This is a genomic window from Saccharothrix mutabilis subsp. mutabilis (genome assembly GCF_039521145.1).
GTDB classification, from domain to species: Bacteria; Actinomycetota; Actinomycetes; order Mycobacteriales; family Pseudonocardiaceae; genus Actinosynnema; species Actinosynnema mutabilis.
Genome location: NZ_BAAABU010000010.1, coordinates 185,286 through 197,127 on the forward strand (window position 1 = coordinate 185,286; position 11,842 = coordinate 197,127).

Below are 11,842 nucleotides of genomic sequence, written 5' to 3' on the forward strand. Positions count from 1 at the left end.
ACCGACCACAAGGAACGCATGCTGCGCGGCGAGCTGTACCGGGACAACGACCCGGTGCTGGTCGCCGAGCGCCGCCGCTGCCAACAACTGCTGGACGAGTTCAACGCGACCAGGTCGGGCGAGGACGAGCGCCGCGCGCGACTCCTCGACGACCTCCTGGGCCACATCGGCGAGGGCTCATGGGTCATGCCGCGCTTCCAGTGCGACTACGGCTACCTGATCCGTCTGGGCCGCAACAGCTTCCTGAACTACGACGCCATCCTGATGGACTGCGCGCCCATCACGATCGGCGACGACGTGTCGATCGGCCCCCGCGCCCAACTCCTCACCGCGCTGCACCCGGTCGAGGACCACGAGCTGCGCCGGCAGCGCTGGGAGACCGCCGCCCCGATCACCATCGGCGACAACGTGTGGTTGGGCGGCGGCGTGATCGTGTGCCCCGGCGTGACGATCGGCGACAACGCCGTCATCGGCGCGGGCAGCGTGGTGACCAGGGACGTCCCGCCGCGGGTGTTCGCCGCCGGCAACCCGTGCCGGGTCGTTCGGCAGCTCTAGCGGCGCGGCGCGGGCTTGGCGGTCAGAACGGCCCAGGAGATCTGGCGCGACCCCGTCACCGCGCAGACGCGGCGGAGGAAGCGCTGGCGGTCGTCGAGGCGCGGCGGGGTCGCTTCGGGGAGTCGCCCGGGTTCGGACATGCCGCACAGGCTCCCGCACCGCTCGTGCGCAAAACCAGTGCGACAAGCGCGGTCCACCCCAACGGCCCAACCCCCACCTCAGGTGGTCACTCCCCGCGTTCACTGCGATGATGCCGCCATGAGTTTCACCGCAGTGTGGCCGATCCACGACCCGGACGACACGGAAGCCGCCGACCAGCTCACCGTGCAGACCCCGGAGGACGTGGACACCCTGCTGAGCCGCCTGGCCGAACCGGGCGCCGGCCCAGCGGTGATCGAACACCAGGACCGCCCGCTCATGGACGACACGGAAGGCCTCCTGGGCGAACCGGGCCAGACCAAGATCCCGGACCACGACGTGGCGGCAGCGGTCCACGCCGGCTACGGCTACCTGACCTACGCCGACCCGGACCACGACTACTCGACCCTGTCCGGCGAACCAACCTCCCCGGAATACCGCTCGGAGTACGTCGACTACCCAGCAGGCGCAGGAGTCCCGGTGGAAACCCTGGCAATGGCCCTGAAGGACTTCCTGACCACCGCCCAACGCCCCACCTGCGTCCACTGGCGAGAAGCCTGACCAAGGGGGCGAGCGCCGCAGGCGCCACGGGCTATCAGCCACAGGAAGGGCCTCGGTTCGTTCCCCGTACGGCCTGGGCGCAGCCCAACCGCGCTTTGGTCTTCTGTGCAACCACGCTTCACCGGTTGCGCAGAAGACCAAAGGGTGGTTGCCTCCGGCAGGCCGTACGGGGAACGAACCGACGCCCTTCCACCCCCCGGGGGCCTGCCGCGCGGCGAGCGCCGCTTTTAATCTCTTCGCTTTTGCTCTCCGCTCTCCGCTCCCAGCTCTCCGCTCTCCGCTCCCAGCTCTCCGCTCTCCGCTCCCAGCTCTCAGCTCTTGATCTCAAAACCGCACCACCAGGTCAGGACACCAGCGCCGGCCGATCAACCTCCCGACGCCCCTCAGCGGGGACCGTCACCGGGGTCCAGCTCGAACCCGTCCGGTTCAGGGCACCGCGCCGACCGCGAACGCCTCCCGCAACGCCTCCCGCCACGGCCGCAGCGGCGTCAACCCGGCCGCCTCCCACGCCTTCCCGGACAACACCGAGTACGCCGGACGCGGCGCCGGACGCGGGAAATCCGCTGTCCCACAAGGCTTCACCCGATCCGGATCGGCCCCCAACTCCTCGAAGACCGCCCGCGCGAACCCGAACCACGTCGTCTCGCCGCCCCCGGTCGCGTGCAGCACCCGGGCAGCGGGCCCGTCGCCCACCACGCGCGAAGCCAACTGCACCAACCCGGCCGCCAGATCAGCCGACCACGTCGGCGACCCGCGCTGATCGTCCACAACGGACAGCTCCGGCCGCTCCGACTCCAGCCGCGCGATCGTCTTCACGAAGTTGGGACCACCGGCCCCGTACACCCAAGCCGTACGCACGACCCAAGACCGTTCCCACGCCCGGAGAACCCGCCGCTCACCGTCCAGCTTCGTGCGCCCGTAAGCAGAACGCGGACCAGTCGGGTCCTCCGGCTCGTAGGGCCGCGACCCGTCCCCCGCGAACACGTAGTCGGTCGAGACGTGCACCAACGGCACGTTCTCCGCGGCACAAGCCAAGGCCAGGAACTCCGGCCCCACCGCGTTCACCAGCGAAGCCCGCTCCTCATCGGTCTCCGCCGCATCGACCGCGGTGTAGGCAGCCGCGTTCACCACGACGGGCTTCAACCCACCATCTCGCGCCGTCGAGGCGAATGAAGCCACCGCGTCGGCCACGCACCCACGATCGGTCAGGTCCAGCTCACCGGACGACGGCCCGTGCACCAGCCCGTCCGCGGGAGCGACCGCGACCAGGTCCTGCCCCAGCTGACCGCGCCCACCGGGCACCAACAACGCCAGCACGGCGCTCAGCCCGCCAGCGCCGCGCGCTGCTTGAGCGGCTCCCACCAGGCCCGGTTTTCCCGGTACCACTGCACCGTGGCGGCCAACCCGACCCCGAAGTCCACCCGCGGCGCGTACCCCAACTCCGTCGAGATCTTGGTGATGTCCACCGAGTACCGCCGGTCGTGCCCCTTGCGGTCGGTGACCGGCTCCACGGACGACCAGTCGCGGCCGGTGGCCTCCAGCAGGCGCTCGGTCAGCTCGCGGTTGGTCAGCTCGGTGCCGCCGCCGATGTTGTAGATCTCGCCGCCGCGCCCGCCCTCCAGCACGAGCTGGATGCCGCGGCAGTGGTCGTCGACGTGCAGCCAGTCGCGGACGTTGAGGCCGTCGCCGTACAGCGGGACCTTCTTGCCGTCCACCAGGTTGGTCACGAACAGCGGGATGACCTTCTCCGGGAACTGGTACGGCCCGTAGTTGTTCGAACACCGGGTGATGCACACCGGCAGCCCGTGGGTGCGGTGGAACGCCCGCGCGAGCAGGTCGGAGGACGCCTTGGACGCCGAGTACGGCGAGTTGGGCTCCAGGACGTGGTCCTCGGTCCACGACCCCTCCTCGATGGAGCCGTACACCTCGTCGGTGGACACGTGCACGAACTTCGCCACGCCCGCGTCGTGGGCCGCCTGGAGCAGCGTCTGCGTCCCCAGCACGTTCGTGAGCACGAAATCGGCGGACCCGGAGATCGACCGGTCCACATGGGACTCGGCCGCGAAGTGCACGACGACGTCCGTCCGGCCCATCAGGTCGGCCACCAGCTCGCGGTCGCAGATGTCGCCGCGCACGAACGTCAGCCGGGGGTCGTCGGCGACCGGCGCCAGGTTGGCCTCGTTGCCGGCGTAGGTGAGCTTGTCCAGCACCACCACCTCGGCGTCGGCGTAGGCCGGGTAAGCGCCGCCCACCAGTTCCCGCACGTAGTGCGAGCCGATGAACCCGGCTCCACCCGTAACCAGCACGCGCATGGTCAAATGCCCTTCGTAGCGGTCGTCCATCGCAGTCTGTCACGGTGTTTACCCGTGCAACCCACCCGGTTGTTACAGCGTCTCCCGTATATGAGGAACTACAGGGCCGCCGCGACGCATCCCCACTAACCTTGGAAGCAGTCGCGCACACCGGGGGAGGCAGCGCCAGTGGACACGAGTCCGCCCACATCGACCAGCAGGTCGACCGCGCTGCGTGTGCTCGTGGTCACGGGCCGTTCGCTCGTCTCGCTCGTGTCGGCCGCTGTGCTGCTCGTCACGTGGTACGGCTGGAACTACCTGCGCGACATCGACGAGGGCATCACCACGACCGACGTCATCCAGACCCAGGTCGACGAGCAGGGCGTGGCCCGCAAGCCGCTGGACGGCGCGATCGACATCCTGCTCGTGGGCGTGGACAGCCGCACCGACGCCCAGGGCAAGCCCCTCTCGCCGGAGGTGCTCGCGCTGCTCAACGGCGGCGTCGCGGACGGCACGCTGAACACCGACACCATGATCCTGGTGCACATCCCGCAGGACGGCACGCGGGCGGTGGCCATCTCCTTCCCGCGCGACGCCCACGTGGAGATCGCGGACGGTTTCGGCAAGCACAAGCTCAACTCGGCGATGGCCCGGCAGAAGAACGACACCGCGCAGCGGCTGCGCAACGAGGGCGTGACCGACGAGGCGCGCATCGAGAAGGAGTCCACCCAGGCCGGCCGCCGCACGCTGATCAAGACCATCGAGGGCCTGACCGGCGGCGCGGTCACCGTCGACCGGTACGCCGAGGTCAACCTGGCGTCGTTCTACGAGGTCACGAAGGCCATCGGCGGGGTCGAGGTGTGCCTGAACCAGCCCACCCGGGACTGGGCGTCCGGCGCCGACTTCCCGGCGGGCCGGCAGACCGTGGAGGGCGCGGCGGCGCTGTCGTTCGTGCGCCAGCGCGGCGGGCTGCCCGGCGGCGACCTGGACCGGATCGTGCGCCAGCAGGTGTTCATCGGCGCGCTGGCCCGCAAGGTGCTGTCCACCGGCACGCTGACCGACTTCGCCAAGCTCGACGGGCTGGTGTCGGCGATCAAGAAGTCGGTGGTGCTCAACGAGGGCTGGAACATCACCGAGTTCGCCGAGCAGATGCAGGGCCTGGTGTCGGGCAACATCCAGTTCCGGACCATCCCGGTGGGCGACCCGACCGACACCTGGACCGACGGCAACGTACTCCCGGTCAACCCGGCACAGGTGCGGCAGTTCATCAAGTCGCTGGCGACCGACCCGGCGGCGTCGTCGTCCTCGTCGGCGCCCACGACCACGCCGTCCGGGCCGCCGCCGTCGAGCATCACCGTGCACGTGTTCAACTCCTCGGGCACGCAGGGCCGCGCGATCGCCGTGCTGGGCATGTTGACGCAGAAGGGTTTCGTCCGCGGCGACGCGGAGACCGGCAGCTACCTGGCGACCACCGAGGTGCGGTACGCGCCGGGCGGGCGCGCCGCTGCCGACCGGGTGATCTCGGCCCTGGACGGTAACGCCACGGCCGTCGAGGACGACTCCGTGCCCAGAGGACAGGTGCACGTGCACGTCGGCGCCGACTACTCCGGCGCGCCGCCGTCGGACGAGCCGGAACAGGCGTCGGTGGGCGGCGTCACCACGGTCCCCTCGACGACTCCCCCGATCACCGCCGACGGTGTGGTCTGCGTCAACTGAACACCCCCGCTCCGGCGGGAAACGGGGTCCGACCGGCGCAAGCCGACTAGCCTGACCGCCACACGGGCGCGCGCAGAAGGAGGACCGCCAGTGAGGGCCGCGGGGATCATCGGACGCACGCTGGTCGCGTTGCTGTCCGCGGCCGTGCTCGCCGTGGCGGGGTATGGCTGGGCGACGCTCAAGCGCGTCCACGAAAGCGTGAACACCACCGACGTGCTCAGCGCGTTGGAGGACATCCCGAACGCGCCGCCGGTCGAGGACGGCGCGCTGGACATCCTCCTGGTGGGCAGCGACAGCCGCACCGACGCCCAGGGCCGCCAGCTGCCCGCGCACGTGCTGCGCGAGCTGCGCACCGAGGCGACGGACACGGTCAACACCGACACGATCATCGTGCTGCGGGTGCCGCGCAACGGCGGCAAGGCGCGGGCGGTGTCCATCCCGCGCGACACCTACGTCCAGATTCCCGGCCACGGCCAGGAGAAGATCAACTCCGCGTACGGGGTCACCAAGTTCTTCGCCATGGAGCGGCTGGCCGCCGAGGGCGTGGGCGACCTGGAGGAGCGGTCCAAGCGCGGCGACCAGGCCGGGCGGCGGGCGCTGGTGCAGGTCGTGCAGGACCTCACCGGGGTGCGGGTGGACCACTACGCCGAGGTCAACCTGTACGGGTTCTACCTGCTCACCCAGGTCATCGGCGGCGTCGAGGTGTGCCTGAACCACGCCACCAGCGACACCGACTCGGGCGCGAACTTCCGGGCGGGCGTGCAGAGCGTCTCCGGCGGCGACGCGCTGGCGTTCGTGCGGCAGCGCAAGAACATCCCCAACGGCGACCTCGGGCGGATCACCCGGCAGCAGGTGTTCCTGTCGGCGGCGGTGTCCCGGCTGATGTCCGCGGGCACGCTCGCCGACCCGGCGAAGCTCGACGGGCTGCTCGACGCGATGCGCAAGTCGGTCGTGGTGGACGAGAAGTTCGACCTGGCGACGCTGGCCGGCCACGCGCAGGGCCTGGCGGGCGGCAACGTGGACTTCACGACCATCCCGGTGACCGGCGTGGGCGCGGTGAACGAGCGCGGGCAGAGCGTGGTGACCGTGGACCCGGCGCAGGTGAAGGCGTTCGTGGCGGAGGTGCTGGGCGAGAAGGCCCCGCCCGCGCCCACCACCACGTCGGCGCGGAAGTTCGGCGGCACGCCGGCGTTCGGTCTCGACGGCGCACGCCGGGCCACTCCCGACGCCCAGCAGGTCGCTCCGGACGCCCGGCAAGCCGTTCCGGACGCCCAGCAGGCCGTTCCGGACGCCCAGCAAGCCGTTCCGGACGCCCAGCAAGCCGTTCCGGACGCCCAGCAGGCCGTTCCAGACGCCCGGCGGGTCGCTCAGGGCCCTCCCTGCGTGGACTGACCCCTCTCACGCGCGCGGTCGCCGGGGGTGGCAGGGTTGACCCCATGACCGTCACGGAAGTCCTGCTCACGCCGTTGTTCGCCGCCGGTCCGGGCCGTCCGCTGATCACGCACTACGACGACGCGACCGGGTCCCGGGTGGAGCTGTCCCGGGCGACCATCGCGAACTGGGCGGCCAAGACGGCGAACTGGCTGCGCGACGAGCACGACGTGGAGCCGGGCGACCCGGTGGCGGTGCTCCTGCCCGCCCACTGGCAGACCGCGGGCGTGCTGCTGGGCGCGTGGTGGTGCGGCGCGGCGGTGACCGATGACCCGTCGGGCGCGAAGGTGGCGTTCGTGGCGCCGGGCGGCGAGGTGCCGGGCGCGGACGTGGTGGCCACGGTGTCCCTGCACCCGATGGGCCTGGGTTGCGGCGCGCCGGTCGACTACGTGGACGAGGTGCGGGTGTTCGGCGACGAGTTCATGCCGTGGGCCCCGGTGCCGGGCTCGACGCCCGCGCTGGGCAAGTCCACTGTGGACGAAGTGGTGGCGGAGGCTCGGCAGCGCGCGGAAACCCTGGGCATCACGGCGAGTTCGCGCGTCCTGTCCACTGTGGAGTGGACTCATCCGGACGGCGTGCTGACCGGCTTCCTGGCCGTGCTGGCGGGCGGCGGGTCGCTGGTCCAGGTCAGCAACGCCAACCCGGACGCCCTCCCCGCCCGCCGCGCCGGCGAGCAGACGACGATCGACCTCGTCGGCTAGGCGTCCGCCGTGGTCTTGCGGCGCAGGACGCGGTCCACGGTGAGCGCGCCGCCGTTGAAGCCGAGGGCCAGGGCCGCGACTCCGAGGGCGAGCACGAGTTCGTAGCCGCCCTGGCCCAGCAGGCCGTTGGGCAGGTGGACGATGATCAGCGCGCCGAGCATGTCCACGAACAGCAGGACCCCGGCCACGGGCAGCGCCGCGCCCGCGATGAGCAGCGCCCCGCCGACGAGTTCGACCAGCGCGGCGAACCAGGCGGACACCACGGGCAGCGGCACGCCCATGCCCTCGAACGCCTGCGCGGTGCCGCTCGGGCCCCACTCGGTGAACTTCTGCCAGCCGTGCGCCACGAACACCACACCGACGCCGATGCGGCCGATCAGGGCCGTCACATCGCTCACGCGAACCATGTCTCCGCGGTTCCTTCCTGGTCGGGACCTTTGCCGCGCTCGACGGTATATGAAGTTTCAACCATTCCCGGCCGTCCGCGACCGGTTGACAGGGACTCGACAGGCGCGTAGAAAACCAATCAGTTAGATAACCAAGAGGTTAGGTACCCATGGCAGACGATCCGCTGAGCCTCACCTTCGCGGCCCTCGCCGACCCGACCAGACGGGCCATCCTGGCCCGCCTCGCCGAGGGTGCGGCCACCGTCAAGGAGCTGTCGGCGCCGTTCGCGATGAGCGGGCCGGCCGTGTCCAAGCACCTGAAGGTGCTCGAACGGGCGGGGCTGGTCGTGCGCGGTCGCGACGCGCAGTGGCGGCCGTGCACCCTGGACGCGACGCCGTTGCGCGAGGCCAGCGCGTGGACCGACGGCTTCCGCCGGTTCTGGGACGACAGCCACCGCCGCCTGGACGCCTACCTGGAGCACATGAAGGAGCAGTCCGATGACCACTGAGACCAGCGCCTGGACCACGCCCTCCGACGTGGAGGTGTCGGTGACCCGCACGTTCGACGCGCCGCAGCGGCTGGTGTTCGAGGCGTTCACGCGGCCGGAGCACATCGTCCACTGGCTGCTGGGACCCGAGGGCTGGACCATGCCGGTGTGCGAGGTGGACCTGCGCCCCGGCGGCCGGTGGCACATGGTGTGGCGGCGGGCGGACGGCACGGAGATGTCGATGACCGGCAGCTACCTGGAGGTGACGCCGCACTCGCGCCTGGTGCAGACCGAGTCGTGGGGCGAGGAGTGGCCGGAGACGGAGAACACGACCACGTTCACCGGGGCGGGGTCGCGGACCGTGGTCGTGCAGACCATGAAGTACCCGAACCGCGAAGCCCGCGACCGCGCGATGGGCACCGGCATGACGTCCGGCGCAGACACCAGCTACGACCGCCTGGAGACCTACCTGGCGTCGCTGGAGGCGTAGCGCAGGACCACCGGCACGGCCCGGAGGCGGCCCGATCACGCGGATCGAGGGCCTCCGGGCCGTGGTGTGCAGCTTGGTTCAGCCGTTGAGCAGGGCGCGGGACATGACGACCCGCTGGATCTGGTTCGTGCCCTCGTAGATCTGGGTGATCTTGGCGTCGCGCATCATGCGCTCCACCGGGAAGTCGCGCGTGTAGCCGGCGCCGCCGAACAGCTGGACCGCGTCGGTCGTCACCTCCATCGCCACGTCCGACGCGAAGCACTTCGCCGCCGCCGTGATGAAGCCGATGTTCGGCTCGCCGCGCTCGGCCTTCGCCGCCGCCACGTACACCATGTGCCGGGCCGCCTCGATCTTCATCGCCATGTCGGCCAGCATGAACTGGACGCCCTGGAACTCCGAGATCGACTTGCCGAACTGCTTGCGGTCCTTGACGTACGCGATCGCCTGCTCCAGCGCGCCCTGCGCGATGCCCACGGCCTGCGCGCCGATGGTCGGGCGGGTGTGGTCCAGCGTCTTCAGGGCCGTCTTCAGGCCCGTGCCGGGTTCGCCGATGATGCGGTCCGCCGGGATCGTGCAGTTCTCGAAGTGGATCTCGCGGGTGGGCGAGCCCTTGATGCCGAGCTTGCGCTCCTTGGAGCCCACGACGAAACCGGGGTCGTCCTTGTGCACCACGAACGCCGAGATGCCCTGCGACTTCTTCGGGGCGTCCGGGTCGGTCACGGCCATCACCGTGTACCAGGTGGACTCGCCGGCGTTGGTGATCCAGCACTTGGTGCCGTTGAGCACCCAGTGGTCGCCGTCGAGGCGGGCGCGCGTGCGCATGGAGGCCGTGTCGGAGCCCGCCTCGCGCTCGGACAGCGCGTAGGACGCCATCGCCTCACCGGCCGCGATGGACGGCAGCACCTGGCGCTTCAGGTCCTCGGACGCCGACAGCAGGATCGGCATGGTGCCCAGCTTGTTCACCGCCGGGATCAGGGACGACGACGCGCACACCCGCGCCACCTCCTCGATGACGATGCACGTCGCCACCGAGTCGGCACCCTGCCCGTCGTAGGCCTCGGGCACGTGGACGGCCGCGAACCCCGACTTGACCAGCGCGTTCAGGGCCTCGACGGGGAAGCGCTCCTGCTCGTCCACGTCGGCCGCGTGCGGCGCGATCTCCTTGTCGGCGAGTGCCCGGACCGCTTCCCGCAGCGCTTCGTGCTCCTCGGCCAGCTGGTAGGTACCGAAGCTCGCGTCCACGTCAAGTTACCTCCGAGTAGCAGGACCTACCGGAGATGTTAGCGCGCGTTCACTGGAATATCCCGTGTGCGCTGTACTACAAGCACCCGGACGTGCGGAAACCCGCCACTCAGAGGGACGCGCGCAGCGCCTCGTCCTTCTCCAGGACCAGCCGTTCGAGCGACTCCTGGAACTCGGCCATCCGCGCCTGCAACGCCGGGTCCGACGCGGCCAGCATCCGGACGGCCAGCAGCCCCGCGTTGCGCGCCCCACCGACCGACACCGTCGCCACCGGCACCCCGGCCGGCATCTGGACGATCGACAGCAGCGAGTCCATGCCGTCCAGGTACTTCAACGGCACCGGCACGCCGATCACCGGCAGCACGGTCGCCGACGCCACCATCCCCGGCAGGTGGGCGGCCCCGCCCGCACCGGCGATGATCACGCGCAGCCCCCGGGACGCGGCGGACCGCGCGTAGTCGATCATGCGCTGGGGCGTGCGGTGCGCGGACACCACGCTGACCTCGTGCGCCACGTCGAACTCGGTCAGCGCCTCGGCGGCGGCCTTCATCACCGGCCAGTCCGAGTCGCTGCCCATGATCACACCGACCGACGTCACCGCTGTCCTCCGTGGATGTCGTAACCGTCCAGCCAAACCCCGTGCGAGAGCCAGTGCGCCGCGAGCCGCGCCCGCTCCCGCACGTGGTCCATCCGCTCCCCGAGCAGGGTCACGTGCCCGATCTTGCGGCCGGGCCGCTCCGCCTTGCCGTACAGGTGCACGTGCGCGTCGGGGAAGCGCGCGAACAGGTGGTGCAGCCGCTCGTCCGGGCCCATCTCCGGGGCGTCCGGGGCGCCGAGCACGTTGGCCATCACGACGGCCGGCGCGGCGAGGTCGGTGGCGCCCAGCGGGTAGTCCAGGACGGCCCGCAGGTGCTGCTCGAACTGGGAGGTCCGCGCGCCCTCGATGGTCCAGTGGCCGGAGTTGTGCGGGCGCATGGCCAGCTCGTTGATCACCAGGCCGTCGGCGGTCTCGAACAGCTCCACCGCGAGCAGCCCGACCACGCCCAGCTCGGACGCGATGCGCAGCGCCAGTTCCTGGGCCTGCTCGCCCAGCTCGCCCGCGTCCGGCGCGGGGGCCAGCACCTCGACGCAGATGCCTTCCTGCTGCACGGTCTGCACCAGCGGCCACGCCGCGCCCTGCCCGAACGGCGACCGCGCGACCAGCGCCGCCAGCTCCCGCCGCATCGGCACGCACTGCTCCACCAACAGCGGCGTCCCTGCCGCGAGCAGCTCGGGGACCACGCGCTGCGCGCTCTGCGGCGTGTTCAACATCCACACGCCCCGGCCGTCGTACCCGCCGCGCTGCGCCTTCAGCACGCACGGCCACCCGTGCTCGGCGCCGAACTTGAGCACGTCCGCGGCGTCGGTGACCTCGCGGAACGGCGGCACCGGGAGCCCCAGCGCGCCGAGCCGCTCGCGCATGACCAGCTTGTCCTGCGCGTGCTGGAGGGCGTCGGGTCCGGGGTGGACGCGCGCGCCGTCCGCGACCAGGGCGCGCAGGTGCTCCTGCGGCACGTGCTCGTGGTCGAACGTGAGCACGTCGCACGACTTGGCGAACGCCCGCAGCGCGTCGAGGTCGGTGTGCTTCCCCAGCTCGACGTCCCGCGCGACGAGCGCGGCGGGGTCGGCGTCCGACTCGGCGAGCACCCGCAGCGACTGGCCCAGCGGGATGGCGGCCTGGTGGGTCATGCGCGCGAGCTGCCCGCCGCCGATCATGCCGACGACGGGGAGACGAGTTCGGGAGTCCACGGTGTGAAGATTCTACCTGCACAAACAGGGCGGTCCCGCACACCCCCGATGTGTG

General features: G+C 71.1%; 14 protein-coding genes. 7 read left to right on the plus strand and 7 right to left on the minus strand.

Annotated features, from left to right (window positions below):
• Positions 1-18 precede the first annotated feature (18 nt).
• On the plus strand, positions 19-555 hold the full coding sequence (locus ABD126_RS22695; protein ID WP_425542860.1) for a sugar O-acetyltransferase: 537 nt from the start codon (positions 19-21) through the stop codon (positions 553-555).
• Here ABD126_RS22695 and ABD126_RS22700 read toward each other — a convergent pair.
• A complete protein-coding gene (locus ABD126_RS22700) occupies positions 552-695 on the minus strand; it encodes a hypothetical protein (RefSeq protein WP_343935889.1) in 144 nt (47 codons plus the stop codon). The two genes, ABD126_RS22695 and ABD126_RS22700, sit on opposite strands and share 4 nt — an antisense overlap.
• Positions 696-813: 118 nt before the next feature.
• On the opposite strand from ABD126_RS22700, the gene ABD126_RS22705 reads away from it, so the two are divergent.
• Positions 814-1,254, plus strand: a complete 441-nt coding sequence (locus tag ABD126_RS22705) for an Imm1 family immunity protein (protein ID WP_343935890.1) — start codon at positions 814-816, stop codon at positions 1,252-1,254.
• 426 nt (positions 1,255-1,680) lie between these two features.
• Here ABD126_RS22705 and rfbD read toward each other — a convergent pair whose 3' ends face one another.
• On the minus strand, positions 1,681-2,571 hold the full coding sequence (gene rfbD / locus ABD126_RS22710; RefSeq protein WP_343935891.1) for a dTDP-4-dehydrorhamnose reductase: 891 nt from the start codon (positions 2,569-2,571) through the stop codon (positions 1,681-1,683).
• 5 nt (positions 2,572-2,576) lie between these two features.
• On the minus strand, positions 2,577-3,566 hold the full coding sequence (gene rfbB / locus ABD126_RS22715; protein WP_343935892.1) for a dTDP-glucose 4,6-dehydratase: 990 nt from the start codon (positions 3,564-3,566) through the stop codon (positions 2,577-2,579).
• 252 nt (positions 3,567-3,818) lie between these two features.
• Between rfbB and ABD126_RS22720 the strand changes: the two genes are divergently transcribed.
• The 3 genes from ABD126_RS22720 (at position 3,819) to ABD126_RS22730 (ending at position 7,393) form a co-directional block, all read left to right on the plus strand.
• Entirely contained in the window at positions 3,819-5,261 is a 1,443-nt protein-coding gene (locus ABD126_RS22720) for an LCP family protein (RefSeq protein WP_343935893.1), read from the plus strand.
• A 90-nt stretch (positions 5,262-5,351) separates the two neighbouring features.
• A complete protein-coding gene (locus ABD126_RS22725) occupies positions 5,352-6,653 on the plus strand; it encodes an LCP family protein (RefSeq protein WP_343935894.1) in 1,302 nt (433 codons plus the stop codon).
• A 44-nt stretch (positions 6,654-6,697) separates the two neighbouring features.
• The gene (locus ABD126_RS22730; protein WP_343935895.1) at positions 6,698-7,393 is read left to right on the plus strand and encodes a TIGR03089 family protein; all 696 of its coding nucleotides are present in this window, start codon (positions 6,698-6,700) and stop codon (positions 7,391-7,393) included.
• Here the strand turns inward: ABD126_RS22730 and ABD126_RS22735 are convergent.
• Positions 7,390-7,800: a DoxX family protein gene (locus ABD126_RS22735; RefSeq protein ID WP_343935896.1), complete on the minus strand. Its 411-nt coding sequence runs from the start codon at positions 7,798-7,800 to the stop codon at positions 7,390-7,392. The two genes, ABD126_RS22730 and ABD126_RS22735, sit on opposite strands and share 4 nt — an antisense overlap.
• 149 nt (positions 7,801-7,949) lie before the next feature.
• Between ABD126_RS22735 and ABD126_RS22740 the strand changes: the two genes are divergently transcribed.
• Entirely contained in the window at positions 7,950-8,288 is a 339-nt protein-coding gene (locus tag ABD126_RS22740) for an ArsR/SmtB family transcription factor (protein ID WP_343935897.1), read from the plus strand.
• Positions 8,278-8,757: an SRPBCC family protein gene (locus ABD126_RS22745; protein WP_343935898.1), complete on the plus strand. Its 480-nt coding sequence runs from the start codon at positions 8,278-8,280 to the stop codon at positions 8,755-8,757. The genes ABD126_RS22740 and ABD126_RS22745 overlap by 11 nt, the downstream gene beginning before the upstream one ends.
• Positions 8,758-8,835: 78 nt before the next feature.
• Here the strand turns inward: ABD126_RS22745 and ABD126_RS22750 are convergent, their stop codons facing one another.
• The 3 genes from ABD126_RS22750 to ABD126_RS22760 form a co-directional block, all read right to left on the minus strand.
• Positions 8,836-9,999 (minus strand): acyl-CoA dehydrogenase, encoded by a 1,164-nt coding sequence (locus ABD126_RS22750; RefSeq protein WP_343935899.1) that lies wholly within the window; start codon positions 9,997-9,999, stop codon positions 8,836-8,838.
• 109 nt (positions 10,000-10,108) lie between these two features.
• A complete protein-coding gene (gene purE, locus ABD126_RS22755) occupies positions 10,109-10,576 on the minus strand; it encodes a 5-(carboxyamino)imidazole ribonucleotide mutase (protein WP_343935948.1) in 468 nt (155 codons plus the stop codon).
• Between the two features lie 17 nt (positions 10,577-10,593).
• The gene (locus ABD126_RS22760; protein WP_343935900.1) at positions 10,594-11,787 is read right to left on the minus strand and encodes a 5-(carboxyamino)imidazole ribonucleotide synthase; all 1,194 of its coding nucleotides are present in this window, start codon (positions 11,785-11,787) and stop codon (positions 10,594-10,596) included.
• Positions 11,788-11,842 lie beyond the last annotated feature (55 nt).

Excerpts from the sequence above, each read along its gene's own strand:
- ABD126_RS22695 (WP_425542860.1), top strand. The coding sequence starts at position 19 with ATGCTGCGCGGCGAGCTGTACCGGGACAACGACCCGGTGCTGGTCGCC.
- ABD126_RS22700 (WP_343935889.1), bottom strand. The coding sequence starts at position 695 with ATGTCCGAACCCGGGCGACTCCCCGAAGCGACCCCGCCGCGCCTCGAC.
- ABD126_RS22705 (WP_343935890.1), top strand. The coding sequence starts at position 814 with ATGAGTTTCACCGCAGTGTGGCCGATCCACGACCCGGACGACACGGAA.
- rfbB (WP_343935892.1), bottom strand. The coding sequence starts at position 3,566 with ATGCGCGTGCTGGTTACGGGTGGAGCCGGGTTCATCGGCTCGCACTAC.
- ABD126_RS22730 (WP_343935895.1), top strand. The coding sequence starts at position 6,698 with ATGACCGTCACGGAAGTCCTGCTCACGCCGTTGTTCGCCGCCGGTCCG.
- ABD126_RS22735 (WP_343935896.1), bottom strand. The coding sequence starts at position 7,800 with ATGGTTCGCGTGAGCGATGTGACGGCCCTGATCGGCCGCATCGGCGTC.
- ABD126_RS22740 (WP_343935897.1), top strand. The coding sequence starts at position 7,950 with ATGGCAGACGATCCGCTGAGCCTCACCTTCGCGGCCCTCGCCGACCCG.
- ABD126_RS22745 (WP_343935898.1), top strand. The coding sequence starts at position 8,278 with ATGACCACTGAGACCAGCGCCTGGACCACGCCCTCCGACGTGGAGGTG.
- purE (WP_343935948.1), bottom strand. The coding sequence starts at position 10,576 with ATGGGCAGCGACTCGGACTGGCCGGTGATGAAGGCCGCCGCCGAGGCG.